The organism is Comamonas brasiliensis, assembly GCF_018292285.1.
In the GTDB taxonomy this organism is placed as follows: domain Bacteria; phylum Pseudomonadota; class Gammaproteobacteria; order Burkholderiales; family Burkholderiaceae_C; genus Comamonas; species Comamonas brasiliensis.
The window spans coordinates 559,972-574,444 of record NZ_JAANES010000002.1; the positions used below are offsets into that span (position 1 = coordinate 559,972).

At 60.9% G+C, this 14,473-nt stretch carries 15 protein-coding genes; 4 read left to right on the plus strand and 11 right to left on the minus strand.

Going from position 1 to position 14,473, the window contains the following annotated elements; genetic code table 11:
• Positions 1 to 47: 47 nt before the first annotated feature.
• Positions 48 to 821, minus strand: a complete 774-nt coding sequence (locus tag DJFAAGMI_RS10965) for a type III pantothenate kinase (RefSeq protein WP_211457167.1) — start codon at positions 819 to 821, stop codon at positions 48 to 50.
• Between the two features lie 170 nt (positions 822 to 991).
• Between DJFAAGMI_RS10965 and lysM the strand changes: the two genes are divergently transcribed.
• Together lysM and galE are read left to right on the plus strand one after the other, a co-directional pair.
• Positions 992 to 1,462 carry a peptidoglycan-binding protein LysM gene (gene lysM, locus DJFAAGMI_RS10970; protein ID WP_211457168.1) on the plus strand — a complete coding sequence of 157 codons (471 nt, stop codon included), beginning with the start codon at positions 992 to 994 and terminating at the stop codon, positions 1,460 to 1,462.
• Positions 1,463 to 1,544: 82 nt separating this feature from the next.
• Positions 1,545 to 2,555: a UDP-glucose 4-epimerase GalE gene (gene galE, locus DJFAAGMI_RS10975; protein ID WP_211457169.1), complete on the plus strand. Its 1,011-nt coding sequence runs from the start codon at positions 1,545 to 1,547 to the stop codon at positions 2,553 to 2,555.
• 24 nt (positions 2,556 to 2,579) lie between these two features.
• On the opposite strand, the gene DJFAAGMI_RS10980 is transcribed toward galE, so the two are convergent.
• The 10 genes from DJFAAGMI_RS10980 to DJFAAGMI_RS11025 form a co-directional block, all read right to left on the minus strand.
• Positions 2,580 to 2,996, minus strand: a complete 417-nt coding sequence (locus DJFAAGMI_RS10980) for a rhodanese-like domain-containing protein (RefSeq protein WP_211457170.1) — start codon at positions 2,994 to 2,996, stop codon at positions 2,580 to 2,582.
• A 26-nt stretch (positions 2,997 to 3,022) separates the two neighbouring features.
• On the minus strand, positions 3,023 to 4,006 hold the full coding sequence (locus DJFAAGMI_RS10985) for a M48 family metallopeptidase (protein ID WP_211457171.1): 984 nt from the start codon (positions 4,004 to 4,006) through the stop codon (positions 3,023 to 3,025).
• A 13-nt stretch (positions 4,007 to 4,019) separates the two neighbouring features.
• Positions 4,020 to 4,760 carry a lysophospholipid acyltransferase family protein gene (locus tag DJFAAGMI_RS10990; RefSeq protein ID WP_211457172.1) on the minus strand — a complete coding sequence of 247 codons (741 nt, stop codon included), beginning with the start codon at positions 4,758 to 4,760 and terminating at the stop codon, positions 4,020 to 4,022.
• 131 nt (positions 4,761 to 4,891) lie between these two features.
• On the minus strand, positions 4,892 to 5,479 hold the full coding sequence (locus DJFAAGMI_RS10995; protein ID WP_211457173.1) for a D-glycero-alpha-D-manno-heptose-1,7-bisphosphate 7-phosphatase: 588 nt from the start codon (positions 5,477 to 5,479) through the stop codon (positions 4,892 to 4,894).
• A gap of 78 nt (positions 5,480 to 5,557) precedes the next feature.
• On the minus strand, positions 5,558 to 6,781 hold the full coding sequence (fabB, locus tag DJFAAGMI_RS11000; RefSeq protein WP_114863304.1) for a beta-ketoacyl-ACP synthase I: 1,224 nt from the start codon (positions 6,779 to 6,781) through the stop codon (positions 5,558 to 5,560).
• A complete protein-coding gene (gene fabA, locus DJFAAGMI_RS11005) occupies positions 6,778 to 7,302 on the minus strand; it encodes a 3-hydroxyacyl-[acyl-carrier-protein] dehydratase FabA (protein ID WP_003050986.1) in 525 nt (174 codons plus the stop codon). The genes fabB and fabA overlap by 4 nt, the downstream gene beginning before the upstream one ends.
• Before the next feature lie 218 nt (positions 7,303 to 7,520).
• Positions 7,521 to 9,164, minus strand: a complete 1,644-nt coding sequence (gene lnt / locus DJFAAGMI_RS11010; RefSeq protein WP_419095609.1) for an apolipoprotein N-acyltransferase — start codon at positions 9,162 to 9,164, stop codon at positions 7,521 to 7,523.
• 152 nt (positions 9,165 to 9,316) lie between these two features.
• Positions 9,317 to 10,198, minus strand: a complete 882-nt coding sequence (locus DJFAAGMI_RS11015; protein ID WP_211457174.1) for an HlyC/CorC family transporter — start codon at positions 10,196 to 10,198, stop codon at positions 9,317 to 9,319.
• Positions 10,199 to 10,386: 188 nt separating this feature from the next.
• Positions 10,387 to 11,109, minus strand: coding sequence for a GNAT family N-acetyltransferase (locus DJFAAGMI_RS11020; RefSeq protein ID WP_211457175.1), 723 nt, complete (start codon positions 11,107 to 11,109; stop codon positions 10,387 to 10,389).
• 143 nt (positions 11,110 to 11,252) lie between these two features.
• Positions 11,253 to 11,735, minus strand: coding sequence for an Lrp/AsnC family transcriptional regulator (locus DJFAAGMI_RS11025; protein WP_003050977.1), 483 nt, complete (start codon positions 11,733 to 11,735; stop codon positions 11,253 to 11,255).
• Between the two features lie 219 nt (positions 11,736 to 11,954).
• Between DJFAAGMI_RS11025 and hppD the strand changes: the two genes are divergently transcribed.
• Both hppD and DJFAAGMI_RS11035 read left to right on the plus strand, forming a co-directional pair.
• Positions 11,955 to 13,076 (plus strand): 4-hydroxyphenylpyruvate dioxygenase, encoded by a 1,122-nt coding sequence (gene hppD, locus DJFAAGMI_RS11030; RefSeq protein WP_043006862.1) that lies wholly within the window; start codon positions 11,955 to 11,957, stop codon positions 13,074 to 13,076.
• 298 nt (positions 13,077 to 13,374) lie between these two features.
• The gene (locus DJFAAGMI_RS11035; protein WP_211457176.1) at positions 13,375 to 14,409 is read left to right on the plus strand and encodes a Bug family tripartite tricarboxylate transporter substrate binding protein; all 1,035 of its coding nucleotides are present in this window, start codon (positions 13,375 to 13,377) and stop codon (positions 14,407 to 14,409) included.
• The last annotated feature ends 64 nt before the right edge of the window (positions 14,410 to 14,473 follow it).

Genomic DNA, 14,473 nt, shown 5'->3' on the forward strand with positions numbered 1-14,473 from the left:
GCCTCTCGGTTTCAGTGATCGCACCACGGCTATCGAACCTGGCACGCTCAGCCCCAGCGCTTTTCGGCCATTACCAGCAGGCCATCAAAGATCAGGTTGTTGATCAGCTCAAAAGGTCGGGTCATGCTGGGAGACATTTTCCAGCCGGCGCCGCCCGCCATGATGCACATAGGCTCTGCGCCGCAGTGCTCCGCCAGATGCTGGTACATGCGCTCCACGGCACCTGCAATCGCATAAGTACCGCCGCTGGTCAGCGCATCGCTGGTGTTCTTGGGAAAGCATCGGACTTCACCGGTCGGCACATGCAGGCCCGCAGTACCACCTTCGAGGGCCCTGAGCATGATGCCATGCCCAGGAATGATCAGGCCGCCCAGAAAATGGCCTTGCGCGTCCATGGCATCGACCGTCACTGCTGTACCCACCATAACCGTGATCAAAGGCCTAGCCTTGCCCAATTGCAACATGTGGTGACGCGCACCAATCATTGCCACCCAGCGATCCGCCCCCAGCCTGGAGGGATGGTCGTAGCCATTGGTCACGCCAGCTTCTGCAACGGAAGGAACCACCCACTGAGGCTCGAGATTCCAGCCCAGCATGAGTTCGATCTGCTCGTGCACGCGACGCCTTGCCGTCTCACCGGCAACCACGCAGCCCAGCATGCGCTCTGGAGCCGGCAGCCCCGCCCAGGCACCTTCTGCCAGACGCTCTATATGCTCCAGGAACTCCGCCCCATGGGCCAGCAAGGCAGCACCTGGGCGATGATCTTCATACATGGCCCACTTCAAACGGGTGTTGCCAATGTCTATGGCCAAAAATGTCATGCGGCGGATTATCAGCACTTTTCTCTGTGACAGGCAGCCGCTTGTCACATTCATTACAAGCGGGCGGGAAATTGTCAAAGAAAGCGCTCAGTCCATATCCTGCAAGGAATCATTTCGATTTCCCGTTAAAGTGAACCGCTTTCTTCCACTACTTTTGAGGAGTCGAAACCATGGGTCTGTTCAGTTTCATCAAGGAAGCCGGAGAAAAACTGTTTGGCGGCAGCGACGCACATGCGGCTGTCCCAGCCGAAGACTTGAATGCCAAGGCGGCTCAAGCAATCGCCAGCTATATCAATACCCAGAATCTTGGCGTATCCGACCTGCAGGTCCAGTTCGATGGCTCTCAAGGCAAGGTGACGGTCAACGGGATCGCCCCCACTCAGGCCACCAAGGAAAAAGTGACGCTGTGCTGCGGCAATGTGGCCAATGTTCAATCCGTGGACAACCTGATGACGGTTACCAACCCCGAGCCAGAAGCCCAGTACCACGATGTGGTGCGTGGCGACACGCTGTCAGCCATCTCCAAGAAGTACTATGGCGACGCCAACAAGTACAACGTGATTTTTGAAGCCAACAAGCCCATGCTCAGCAATCCGGACAGGATTTATCCGGGCCAGAAGCTGCGCATTCCGGCGCCTTAAGTCCGGCTCTACCGGTACGGTTACACATGAAAGCGCTCGGATGAGCGCTTTTTTCATTGACGCAAAAGCTAGACTGCCGTTTATGAAAACTCTGCTCACAGGTGGTGCCGGCTATATCGGCAGCCATACCGCCATCGAACTGATAGGCCGGGGCCATGAAGTTGTGATTTTTGACAACTTCAGCAACAGCCATCCCGAAGCCATCCATCGTGTGGAGAAAATCACGGGACACACCATTGCGGTCATCCATGGCGATGTACGAGATCAGGCGGCACTCGAGCAGGCATTGCGGGAGCATGGCATTGACAGTGTTATGCACTTTGCCGGCAAGAAGGCCGTGGGCGAATCCTCAACACACCCGCTCGACTACTACGACAACAACGTCAACGGAACCCTGGTCCTACTGCGCGCGATGCAAAGTCTGGCGATACACAAGCTTGTCTTCAGCTCGTCTGCCACCGTCTATGGCACACCCCAATACCTGCCCTATGACGAAAAGCACCCCACGGCAGCCATGAATCCCTATGGGCGGACCAAGCTCATGGCCGAGGAAATCCTTGCCGACCTGGCGCACTCGGACTCCAAATGGAGCATGGCTGTGCTGCGCTATTTCAACCCCATCGGAGCACACCCAAGTGGCTTGATCGGTGAAGACCCCGCAGATATTCCCAACAATCTGCTGCCCTACATCGCACAGGTTGCAGTAGGCAGAAGAGACAAGTTGCAGATTTTTGGCGGCGACTACAACACACCGGACGGCACGGGAGTGCGCGACTATCTGCATGTCGTGGATCTTGCCCGCGGACATGTCAAGGCCCTGGAAAAGCTTGAGCCCGGCGTCATGACCTTCAACTTGGGCACCGGCAAGGGCTTTAGCGTGCTAGACGTCCTGCACGCCTTCGAGAAGGCCTGTGGCAAGGCCATTCCATACGCCATTACCGAGCGACGCCCCGGCGACCTGCCAAGCTATTACGCCGACCCCGAACACGCCCTCAAAACCCTGGGCTGGCAAGCCGAGCATGATCTGGACACCATGTGCGCCGACACATGGCGCTGGCAAAGCCAGAACCCCAATGGCTACCGGCCGGACTAGAAGCAGCGGCCCAAGCCCTGCATCTTACTGATGCCAGGGCAGGCCGCGCTTGCGCCAGCCTCCGAGCCGGCCGCGCTGGCCGCTGGCATCCACATCGCCTTCGAAACCCTCAAGAATGTTGTAGGCCTCGATCCCCAGACCGGCTGCACGCTGGGCCGCCGCCACAGAGCGCACTCCGCTGCGGCACAGCAGCACCACTTTCCGGCCCTCGGGGACTGCAGCTCGCAGCTCAGCATCAAAGTTCGGGTTGGCGGCCATGCCTGGCCATTGTTTCCAGGCCACGGCGACAGCGCCCGGCACCTTGCCCACCCACTCACGCTCGGCATCGGTGCGCACATCGACCAGCACCGCCTCGCCAGCCTGCAGCCATTGCCAGGCCAGCTCTGGCGGCACATCACCCGCATAGCCGGCTGCGGGTTGAATCTGGGTGGTATTGCTCATTTCATTCCTCGTCTTGGTCGTTGCCTCTATTCCCAGGCGGGCAGAGGCCGGTCTCTCAATGCTCTGCGCAACTGCTTCCAGTCGGGCAGCACCTGCGCCACCACCGCCCAGAACTGTGGGCTGTGGTCCATATGGTGCAGATGTGCGAGCTCGTGCACCACCACATAGTCGATGATTTGCGGGCTGTGCTGCATCAGCCGCCAGTTCAGACGAATGATTCCGCTGCTGTTGGCGCTGCCCCAGCGCGTGCTGGCGCTAGTCAGGCGCAGCGCATTCCAGCGCACATCCATGGTGGCCGCATGGTGCAGCATGCGGGCCGTGAAATAGCTGCGTGCCTCGCGCAGTATCCAGGCCTGAACGGCTGCGCGCACCTGGGCCGCCGGCGCCTGCGCTGGCAAAGGCAGATGCAGGCTTTGCGATCCATCGGCCCCCTGCTCTCGGTGCGTCTGGCGAGTCGCCAACAGAGTGGATGCCCCTCCTGTCAGCCGCAAGGTCATAGGCTGTCCCAGATAGTCCAGCACGCCCCCGTCCTGCCAGAGAATGCGTGCCTCCTGTTTGATCTGCTGTCGCTGGCCTGCTTCCTGCAGCTTGCGCACGATCCAGCCGGCCTTGGTCTGCAGCGCTGATTCGATCTCGGGCATGGCCACCCATTGCGGAGCGGTGACTTCAAGACCTTGCTGCCCTACGCTGAAGCCTATGCTGCGGCGCGCCGAACGGCGCAGCAGATAAGCCACCTCACGCCCCTGCAACCTGGCGCTGTGGCTGGCTTCCGGATGTACGAGGAAGGTGGCGGCCTCGTTTTTCTCTAAATCAATAGCATCCACCGCAATTCCGGCAAGCGTTTCGATCCGATTTCTCTCAAATTCCAGCTCGGCTTGCTCCGAACGCTGTGCGGTGGCCTCAGGGCCGGTGGGTCGGCGCCTGCGGGGCATCAGCCCGCCCCGCCCATCCTCCACCACAGGCGGCACCAGCCATTGCCAAGCTTGCTGCAAGCTATCGCCTGTGGACATGGGCAGTTTTGCGTTATTTACGATAAGCCTCAGGGTCCAGGCGCTGCATTTCGGACTCTATCCAGGCCTCGACTTCGGCCATCAATTCATCATGCTTGCGACCCACCGAAGCAATGGGCTTGCCGATGGACACATCCACCACGCCAGGCTTTTTGATAAAGGCCTTGCGCGGCCAACACTTGGCCGAGGTGACGGCAATCGGCACCACGGGTGCGCCCGTCATGATGGCCAGACGGGTGGCACCGGTCTTGTACTCTCCCACTTCGCCACGATTGACACGTGTGCCTTCGGGAAACATGATGACCCAGATGCCTTGATCGAGCAGGCGCTTGCCCTGTTCCACCACCTTGTGAAAGGCGCGCGAACGCTGGGCCCGGTCGATGTGAATCATGTCCAGCGCACCAATGGACCAACCAAAGAACGGCACCTTCAGCAGCTCCTTCTTGAACACATAGGCCAGCGGGCGCGGCATGATGGCGGGCATGAGAAAGGTCTCGTAAGTGGACTGGTGCTTGACCAGCAGTACCACCCCCTGATTCGGGTCCGCAGGCAGGTTCTCCATGCCCTGCACCTGATACCGGACTCCCATGATCACGCGGGCGCTGTCCACCGATAGCTTGAGCCAGGCGCGAGCAGCGCTATATGCCTTGGCCGACGAACCGCTGGTCCACTTGGCCAGCAGCACCGCGAAAGTGTAGGGAATGACGGTAATGGCCATCCACAGCATATGGAGGACAGAGCGAATCAGGGACATGACAGCAATCGAAGGACGTGAGCGCAGACCTGAGGCCTGGCCCATTGATTTGGCACGGTTATCGACAAGAAACATAGCAGCTTGCGCTGCTCTTTCAAGCAGTTGAGTCTATTTTGACCTGAAACCCGAACTCAATGCGGGGCAGGCGCCGAATCCAGGGGCTGAGTATCCTCATCCCCCCCAAGCGGCAGCAGCCTATTCACCACGGCCTCCAGATCGGGATAGCGCTCGCTGCCTTCGGGAAGATCGGCATCGCTGCTGCACTCGGGCCTGGCAGTGGACTCCACAAACACCAGATGGGCCCCCAGTGCCTGACCCGCCTGCAAATGCTCGACACCGCTGCCAATGGCCCAGATCTCATGGCCTTCCGCACCGTAGCGGTCGGCAATCTGCTCGAACAGCGCTGCGCCGGGTTTGCGGCACTGGCATTCTTCATCGGGAGCATGGGGGCAGAAAAACACGGCCTCCACCCGGGCGCCGACGGCAGCCATCTCCCGGTGCATCTTGGCATGCACGGCATTGAGCTCGATCACATCGAACAGTCCGCGGCCCAGCCCCGGCTGATTGGTGGCGACCACCACATGCCAGCCGGCACGGTTCAGGCGCGAAACAGCCTCCAGAGCGCTGGGGACTGCAACCCATTCATCGGGCCGTCCAATGAAGCCTTGGGCACCCCATTGGTTCAGGGTGCCATCACGGTCAAGAATTGCGATCTTCATGAGAGAGACGGTAGTCGATGACAGAAAAAAGCCCGCTTACCTCAAGGCCAAGCGGGCTTGCGATCCAAGGATGCCAGCTTACTGGCCTTCCCAGCGCTTGAGCACCAGGGAGGCATTGGTGCCGCCAAAGCCAAAGCTGTTGGACAGCACGGTCTTGAGCTCGGCATCCCGGGTCTGGGTGACCAGAGGCATATCGCCCAGCAGCGGATCGGGTGTGTCCACGTTCACGGACCCTGCGATAAAGCCCTTGTTCAGCATGATCAGGCAGTAAATCGCCTCTTGCACACCGGTCGCGCCCAGCGAGTGGCCGGTCAGCGACTTGGTGGACGAGAACGCAGGCACCTGGTCGCCGAACAGCTCGCGCATGGCACGCACTTCCTGCATATCGCCCACAGGGGTCGATGTGCCATGGGTGTTGATGTAGTCGATGGGCGCATCCACGGTTTCCATGGCCTGCTTCATGCAGGCGATGGCGCCGTCGCCCGAGGGAGCGACCATGTCCTCGCCATCGCTGGTGGCACCAAAGCCCACCACTTCGGCCAGGATGTTGGCACCGCGTGCCAGCGCATGGTCCAGGCTTTCGAGCACCACCGCACCGCCGCCGCCGGCGATCACAAAGCCGTCACGGTTGGCATCGTAGGCACGTGAGGCTTTCTCGGGTGTCTCGTTGTACTTGCTGGACATGGCACCCATGCCGTCAAACAGCAGCGACATGCCCCAGGACAGCTCTTCGCCGCCGCCGGCAAACATCACATCCTGCATGCCCCAGGCGATCTGCTGGGCCGCAGCGCCGATGCAGTGGGCCGAGGTGGAGCAGGCCGAGGTGATGGAATAGTTGATGCCCTTGACCTTGAAGTTGGTTGCCAGGCAGGCCGACACCGTGGAGCTCATGCAGCGTGTGACCTGGTAAGGGCCCACGCGGCGAATACCTTTTTCACGCAGCGTATCGGCTGCCTCGATCTGATTGGCCGGCGAGCCGCCGCCCGAGCCCATGATCAGACCGGTGCGCGGGTTGCTCACCTGTTCTGGCGTGAGACCGGCTTGCTTGATCGCGTCTTCGAGAGCGATCTGCGAATAGGCCGCAGCATCGCCCATGAAGCGCAGCTGCTTGCGGTCGATGCGCGCCTCGATATCGATCTCGGGAATGCCTGCCACCTGCGAGCGCATGCCCAGCTCCGTGAACTGGGGCATGGCCTTGATACCGCTCTTGCCCTCGCGCAGCGAGGCCTCCACGGTTGCCAGGTCATTTCCGATGCACGAGACAATGCCCGCGCCGGTGATCACTACCCGCTTCTTGCTCATGCTGCCGTTCCCTTGGCATCACCTTCACGCAGGAACAGACCCACGCGCAGGTCATTGGCCACGTAAATTTCCTTACCGTCGGCCAGCAGGCGTGCGTCGCCGATGGCCATGTTCAGCTTGCGCTTGATCACTCGCTTGATATCAATTTCATATGTCACGAGTTTGACGTCGGGGCCTACTTCACCGGTGAACTTGACTTCACCGGCGCCCAGGGCGCGACCACGACCCGGCAGGCGCAGCCAGGTCAGGTAAAAACCGATCAGTTGCCACATGGCGTCCAGGCCCAGGCAGCCGGGCATGACGGGGTCGCCCTGAAAGTGGCAATCAAAGAACCACAGGTCGGGCCTGACGTCCAGTTCCGCAACAATCTTGCCCAGACCGTGGGCACCGCCGTCCTCGGAGATATGTGTGATGCGATCGAACATCAGCATGGGAGGCAGGGGCAGACGTCCGCTATCGGCACCAAACAGCTTGCCTTCGCCGGACGCGATCAGTTGTTCGTAGGAAAAAGATTCAGCCATTCTCTCAATTGCTCCGCGGCAGCCTGTGCAAGCTACCTGTTACTCTATATTTGGGTGACGGGACCCGCGCCCGCTGCGCGCGCCCACTCAGGGCGGTACAACCGGGGATTATCAAGGCTCGCAGCCCTACCCGGGACACAATACCCGTTTTCAGGCCCAAGACTCTGCCACAAATGCCACAGCCGCTGATGTCAGCGTGGCTTATTCCGTGCGCGCCACTACGCCTTCTGCGCTCTTTTCGTCAGCCGCCAGGCCAGCGCGCACAGCACCAGGCACAGCAGCGTCAGAGGCAACAGACCCAGGGCATGTACCCAGCGGGCATAAGGCGTCAGGCCGTCGCGCCCCTGAACCCGGCCCTGCAATACTGCGCGTTCGAACGGTGCCAGTGCTTTCACCACTTGCCCCCTGTGATCGATCACCACGGTGGCTCCGGTATTCGTTGCGCGCAACATGGGGCGCTCGAACTCCAGTGCACGCATGCGGCTGATGGACAGATGCTGATCAATGGCCACGGAGTCCCCAAACCAGCCGATATTGCTCAGATTGACCAGCACCGTGGGTGCCGTCGCCGCATTGCCGAAATGGGCCGCCAGCTCTTCACCGAACAAGTCCTCGTAGCAGATATTGGGTGACAGGCGCTCGCCAGCCCAGCTCATGGATGGCTGGCCCAGTGCGCCGCGATTGAAGTCGCCTAGCGGAATATTCATCAGTTCCGTGAACCAGCGGAACATGGGCGGAATGAACTCGCCGAACGGCACCAGGTGATGCTTGTCGTACTGATAGGCCTGGGTCTGTCCGGGCAGCCAGCCTTCGACCGTATTGGTAAAGCCTTTGTCCCAGTTGCCCAGCGGCAGCCCCACCAGGGCCGCGCGGTTGGAGTCCTTGGCGACAAAAGGTGCACGCACGAAATCCAGATAGCCCTCGGGAAGCTGCTGAGGCAGCAGCGGAATGGCCGTCTCGGGCGCCACCACCAACTGAGCACTGGCGTCATGCAGCTGCTGGGCATACCAGCGCAGTGCGACCACCACGCCCGAGCCCAGCTCGAACTTCTCATCCTGGGGAATATTGCCCTGCAGAAGCTCCACGCTCATGCCGGGCTGCTGGCCGGGCGCGGCAACGGCGCTGTCGCGCGACCACCAGAGCCCGCCCCATACCAGGCCCAAGGCCAATGCGGATGCCAGGGCTGGCACGAAACTCAGCACCACGCCCCTGGTCTGGGCGCGCCAGACCAGCAGCGCCAACCAGGCCGCAGCCCAGGCAGCGACAAACCCAGTGCCGTAGACGCCTATCCAGCGCGGCAGCATGGACAGCGGGCCCTCCACATGGGCATAGCCGCCGGCTCCCCAGGGGAAACCGGTCCAGAGCCAGCCGCGCGCGAGTTCGGCCAGTGTCCACAGTGCCGTAAAAACCAGGGTCGATAGCGCGACAGGGATCTGCGCCAGACGCTTGAAACACCATGCAGCCACAGCGTAATAGCCACCCAGAAAGCCCGCCAGCGCCAGCACGGCAGCCACGGCCAGTGGCGCGGCCAATCCGCCATAGGTGTGCATGGAAATGAACAGCCACCAGAAGGTAGCCACAAGCCATGCCGTGCCAAACAACCAGGCCCGGCCTGCCGCTTGGGCCGCGGAGCGGGCAGCCAGCAGCGCATGAACCAGCACCGCCAGCGACAGAATCTGCAGCCACCACAGCGGACGACCGTAGCCTCCAACCAGGCTCAACCAGCCGTCGCCCTGACCGCGAGCCCAGGGCCAGGCCAGCGAAAGAGCCTGCAGGCCGCCTGCAAGGACTAGCAACAGCGCACTCATCCAGCCATGAGGCCTGGCAGAAGCAGTCTGAACGGTGGGGGCAGAGGTGGTCATAGGAATCGGCTGGCAAGAGCAAAACACCCAACCGGGTGGTTGGGTGAATTCAAGCATACGAGGTATGGCCAGGACTTGTGCAAACCAAGAGGTACAACCGGTATTTCCACCGGCATCACCCCAGGCCTGACCCGGATTTGCGCAAGTCGCGATCAGTTGCGAACAAGGCTGTCCGGCGAAGGATCGCGCACCACCTTGAACCAGCGCACCGCGCCGCCCTTGGTGTGGAGCACGGTGAACTCCAGCCCGCCCAGGTGGACCTGCTCGCCGCGCTTGGGCATATGTCCGATTTCGTGCGCGATGAGGCCCCCGATGGTGTCGAACTCGGCATCGGGGTCGCTGGCATGCAGCGTGGTTTCGAACTCCTCGCTCACATGTTCGATGCTGGCATCGCCTGCCACGCGGTAGCTGTTGTCGGCCAGGGCAAAGATATCGCCCTCATCCTCGGGGATGTCGAACTCGTCCTCGATCTCGCCGACGATTTCTTCCAGCACATCCTCAATCGTCACCAGACCGGCCACACGGCCAAACTCGTCGATGACCACCGCCAGATGGTTGCGATTGGCGCGGAACTCGCGCAGCAGATCGTTCAGGCCCTTGCTCTCGGGAACGAAGACGGCGGGCCGCACCAGAGCACGAATATTCAGGGTGGGAGAACGCTGCAACTTGAGCAAATCCTTGGCCATGAGAATGCCAATGATGTTCTCGCGCTCGCCCTGGTAGACCGGAAAGCGCGAATGCGCCGTGGTGAGAACCTGGTGCAGGATTTCTTCATACGGAGCGTCGATATTGATGAGATCCATGCGTGGCGCAGCCACCATGACCTCTCCGGCGCTCATGTCGGCCATGCGAATCACGCGTTCCAGCATGACGCGAGACTCGGTGCCGATGACCTGATTGTCTTCGGCTTCGGCCAGGGTTTCGATCAGTTCATCGGGAGATTCCGGTGCCGGATGAATGAACTCAGCCACCTTTTGCAGGAAGCTTCGCTTGTCTTCCTTCTCGGGAAGTCGCGCAGGATGGGGGTCAGACACTGTCTTGGAGTGCAGGACGTGCGGTAGTCAAACAAGTCCCCAAGAATAACGGATTGTGTTGACAGACGGCTTGCTAGCTCACAAAAGCCATGACCAGCTGTCACCGAGGGCGCTCGGAAAAAGCTATTTTGATAGCTGCTTGCACTTGTCTTTATTGGGCTGCAGCGTTGCCTGCTTCACAAGCCGACTTACTCGCCTGATTTATGGCGGCCTTCCTGCACACCCTTGCGCACTTCCTGCACACCGGCCAGAAAAGTCCAGAAATTGACGGCCTGCTTCTTGAGCTGATAGTCCATCTCGCCCAGATGCTCGGTCACCAGGTCGCTGACATGGGTCTCGAAGTCGGCAGGCGGCAGCTCCAGATAGGCTTCGGATTCCGAGCCTTCTCGCTTGACGGTGGCACCCGCGTTGCGCGCAATCTTGAGCATGGCCGTGTTCTCGGACAGCGCATGGATGAACATCATGCTCACGTTCTTGCTGCGCGCATGCAGCACTGCACGCGCGAACAGACGTGCACCCAGCCCCTTGCCGCGTGCACTCTTGAGCACGGAGACGCCGAACTCCGCGCATTTCTCATGCTCGGGGTGGCCGGCAAAGGCCAGATGCGCCATGGAGATCAATTCCAGGCGGCGGTTGAAGATGCCGAAGATATCGTCGCGCTCGAAATCGAGCTGCTCGACATAGCGACGCACCTGTTCGTCATTGGCCGCATAGCCAAAGCGCAGATAGCGATCACGCGAATCCAGCTTGAGCAGATGCTTGGTGATGCGGTCGCGGTGACGCGGACTCAGCGAACGGATGGGGACCAAGGACGGCGAGCGACGCTCGGCGCCATGGGACTTGCCCATGTCTCGCAGCCAGCCGGAGCCAGCCTGCCAGGGCGATGTCAACCAGTCTTTGGGGAGGTTCATAGCCTGAAATATAGGTAAAAACCCGAATCTTCACAAGCACCATATTGCATTGCAACAATCTTGTAAGGATTTTGCGTTAATTCAACACCTTAGCGTCTATTTCCGGCTAGGCCATGGTCCGTATGAGGGACCTCTGCGAAGGCTTAGAGCGGCACGGCCGTCGTGACCTTGACCCGGTCCATGACAAAGCTGGTTTTGCAGTCCTGCACGCTGGGATGTTTGAGCAGCGTGTCCATGATGAAACGACTGTAATGCTGCATGTCCGCCACCACCACCCGCAGCAGATAGTCCATCTCGCCAGTGAGGGAGACACACTCCACCACCTCGGGCCAGGTCTGTACGCTGGCGCGGAACACGTCCATGGGATTGCGCTTGCTGGTTTCGGTGTATTTTTCCAGGCGCACATTGATATAGGCCGTCAGACCCAGGCCCACGGTCTCGGGCTGTACCAGTGCTACATAGCGGTCGATGACGCCGTTTTCCTCCAGCCGCTTGACTCGGCGCAGCACGGCGCTGGGCGACAGACCGACCTGCTCCCCGATGACGTCGTAAGTTTCTCGGCCATTGGCCTGCAATCGGCGCAAAATCGCCTTATCCAGTTTGTCGATGGTGTGCATGGGACTCATGGCGGCAGATTATAAAAACAGCGCAGTTTTTATTAATGGTTAACCCTTGATAACCATTTAAATTGCATGAAATCGAATTTTTGCGCAATTTTCATGCAAAGGCAGGTTTACTGCCAAGGCATTTTTGCATGAAGCTTGCCAGCTGCCTGTCCTACAGTGAATCCATCGTCGACACCTGTTCTTCATGTGTTGTGCCCCTTCCCGATGGAGACCTCTGCCATGAACGCCCCACTGCCCCAAAGCAACGCTAGCCCATTCCAGACCTGGGACAACCCCATGGGAACGGACGGCTTCGAGTTCGTCGAATATGCCGCCCCCGATCCCGTGGCCATGGGTCAGCTGTTCGAACGCATGGGCTTTCAGGCTATCGCCAAGCACCGCCGCAAGAACGTGACCCTTTATCGCCAGGGCGAGATCAACTTCATCATCAATGCCGAGCCCGACAGCTTTGCCCAGCGCTTCGCACGTCTGCACGGCCCCAGCGTCTGTGCCATCGCCGTGCGTGTCAATGATGCCAAGTACGCCTATGAGCGCGCCACCTCGCTGGGTGCCTGGGGCTATGCCCAGCAGGCCGCTCCCGGCGAACTGAGCATTCCCGCCATCAAGGGCATTGGCGACTCCCTGATCTATTTCATCGACAAATGGCGCGGCAAGAATGGTGCCAAGGACGGCGATCTGGGCAATATCAGCTTTTTCGACGTGGACTTCGAGCCCCTGCCCGGTGCCGATCTGCACCCCGAGGGCCTGGGCCTGACCTATATCGACCACCTGACCAACAACGTCTACCGCGGCCGCATGGCCGAGCTGGCCGAGTTCTACGAGCGCATCTTCAACTTCCGCGAGATCCGCTACTTCGACATCGAAGGCCAGGCCACAGGCGTCAAGAGCAAGGCCATGACCAGCCCCTGCGGCAAGATCCGTATTCCCATCAACGAGGAAGGCAACGACAAGGCCGGCCAGATCCAGGAATACCTGGACATGTACCACGGCGAAGGCATACAGCACATCGCGCTGGGCTCGACCAATCTATACGACACCGTGGACGGCCTGCAGATGAACGGCATCAAGCTGCTGAACACCAGCGAGACCTATTACGAGCTGCTGCCCAAGCGCATCCCGGACCTGCAGGAACCCGTTCCCGAGCTGCTGGCGCGCAATATCCTGGTGGACGGCCAGCCCGGCGAACTGCTGCTGCAGATCTTCAGCGAAAACCAGCTGGGCCCCATCTTCTTCGAATTCATCCAGCGCAAGGGCAATAGCGGCTTTGGCGAAGGCAATTTCAAGGCCCTGTTCGAGACCATGGAGCTCGATCAGATGCGCCGCGGCGTGCTCAAGACCTGAGCTACGGCGGAGTCGACCATGCGCCCTCCCGGCCTGCATCTGCCCCTTCCGGCTGCTGGCAGCATGGCCGGCGCGGGCTCCGGCGCTACGCCTTTTATCAAAAAGATACCAATGGTTACCACTCCGTCAAACGGACCATGTGGCGACCGGTTTCCGTCCCTATACTTTCCGTCATGCTGCACTGCCGCATTCACGTCTGACGTGGGCCGTCGCAGCCAGCTTCAACGCCCGGAAGGATCAAGTGCCGCGACCCCATCAGCTCCCCGCTACAGCCCCAGAGGACTGCAGAACGCCGGGGATGGATGCGCCTGCCGGTACCTCGCACCTTTCTCGCCGTCAGGCCTTGTCGCTGGCGGTGGCATCAGCGACCGCTCTGATCGCCGACAGCGCGCATGCGGCCAGGGATGCGAGCGCCCTGCCGTCGAATTCCAGCCGCAGCCGCAACGAACTCTCCCTGGTCGTGCCCTATACAGCGGGCGGCCCGCTGGACCGTGCGGCGCGCAAGCTGACGCAGGAAACCACGGCCCTGGGCAACATCAATGTACTCAATGTACCGGGCGAGGGGGGCGCCACGGGCGCGGCCATGGTGGCCAGAGCGGGAGCGCGCGAACCCATGCTGCTGATGGGCGCCGTGGCCACACATGCCATCCTGCCCTGGCTCAACCCCCAGCTGCCCTACGATCCGCTGCGCGACTTTCAGCCGCTGACACTGGTGGCCCGCATGCCCCATGTGCTGGTCATGCGCAGCGAGCTGGCCATGCAGTGGCGCATCTATACGCCCGAAGATCTGCTGCGCTTCATGTCCAAGCACCGGCAAGCCCTGCGCTATGCGTCGGCGGGCAATGGCAGCATCGGCCATATCGCGGGCCAGTGGTTCCAGTCGCTGACCCAGGTGCCGCTGCAGCATCTGCCGTTCGGCGGGGCCAGACCGGCTCTGTCGGCTCTGCTCGAAGGCACGGCCGATCTGATGTTCGACAATATTGCCTCTGCCCTGCCCCATCTGCGCGCCGGCAGACTCAAGGCCATCGGCGTGACCTGGCGCTCGCCGCTGCCGGCTCTGCCGGAGGTCCCCAGCCTGGACGACAGCATCAAGGGCATGAATCTGACCACCTGGTTCGGCCTCTTTGCCACTGCGGGAATTACGGACAGCCAGGCCAGACGCTGGTCGGACGCCTTTGCGCAGACGCTGCAAAGACCCGAGGTACAGCAGTACTTCGACGCCATGGGCGTGGTGCGCGACGACCTGCGCCTGCAGGACTTTGCCCGCCTGGTGCAGGCCGAGCACGCCCGCTACGGGCAGCTCGTCAAACGCGCCCAGATACAGATGCACTGAGCCAGCTTCCGGCTCACCACTCCTTTTTCCTGCTGCGACCGGGCCACGAGCTCCGGCCGCAGCC

What these genes read in the sequence shown, in the direction of transcription:
- DJFAAGMI_RS10965 (WP_211457167.1), bottom strand. Translation starts at nt 821, where the DNA reads ATGACATTTTTGGCCATAGACATTGGCAACACCCGTTTGAAGTGGGCC.
- lysM (WP_211457168.1), top strand. Translation starts at nt 992, where the DNA reads ATGGGTCTGTTCAGTTTCATCAAGGAAGCCGGAGAAAAACTGTTTGGC.
- galE (WP_211457169.1), top strand. Translation starts at nt 1,545, where the DNA reads ATGAAAACTCTGCTCACAGGTGGTGCCGGCTATATCGGCAGCCATACC.
- DJFAAGMI_RS10980 (WP_211457170.1), bottom strand. Translation starts at nt 2,996, where the DNA reads ATGAGCAATACCACCCAGATTCAACCCGCAGCCGGCTATGCGGGTGAT.
- DJFAAGMI_RS10985 (WP_211457171.1), bottom strand. Translation starts at nt 4,006, where the DNA reads ATGTCCACAGGCGATAGCTTGCAGCAAGCTTGGCAATGGCTGGTGCCG.
- DJFAAGMI_RS10990 (WP_211457172.1), bottom strand. Translation starts at nt 4,760, where the DNA reads ATGTCCCTGATTCGCTCTGTCCTCCATATGCTGTGGATGGCCATTACC.
- DJFAAGMI_RS10995 (WP_211457173.1), bottom strand. Translation starts at nt 5,479, where the DNA reads ATGAAGATCGCAATTCTTGACCGTGATGGCACCCTGAACCAATGGGGT.
- fabB (WP_114863304.1), bottom strand. Translation starts at nt 6,781, where the DNA reads ATGAGCAAGAAGCGGGTAGTGATCACCGGCGCGGGCATTGTCTCGTGC.
- fabA (WP_003050986.1), bottom strand. Translation starts at nt 7,302, where the DNA reads ATGGCTGAATCTTTTTCCTACGAACAACTGATCGCGTCCGGCGAAGGC.
- lnt (WP_419095609.1), bottom strand. Translation starts at nt 9,164, where the DNA reads ATGACCACCTCTGCCCCCACCGTTCAGACTGCTTCTGCCAGGCCTCAT.
- DJFAAGMI_RS11020 (WP_211457175.1), bottom strand. Translation starts at nt 11,109, where the DNA reads ATGAACCTCCCCAAAGACTGGTTGACATCGCCCTGGCAGGCTGGCTCC.
- DJFAAGMI_RS11025 (WP_003050977.1), bottom strand. Translation starts at nt 11,735, where the DNA reads ATGAGTCCCATGCACACCATCGACAAACTGGATAAGGCGATTTTGCGC.
- hppD (WP_043006862.1), top strand. Translation starts at nt 11,955, where the DNA reads ATGAACGCCCCACTGCCCCAAAGCAACGCTAGCCCATTCCAGACCTGG.
- DJFAAGMI_RS11035 (WP_211457176.1), top strand. Translation starts at nt 13,375, where the DNA reads ATGGATGCGCCTGCCGGTACCTCGCACCTTTCTCGCCGTCAGGCCTTG.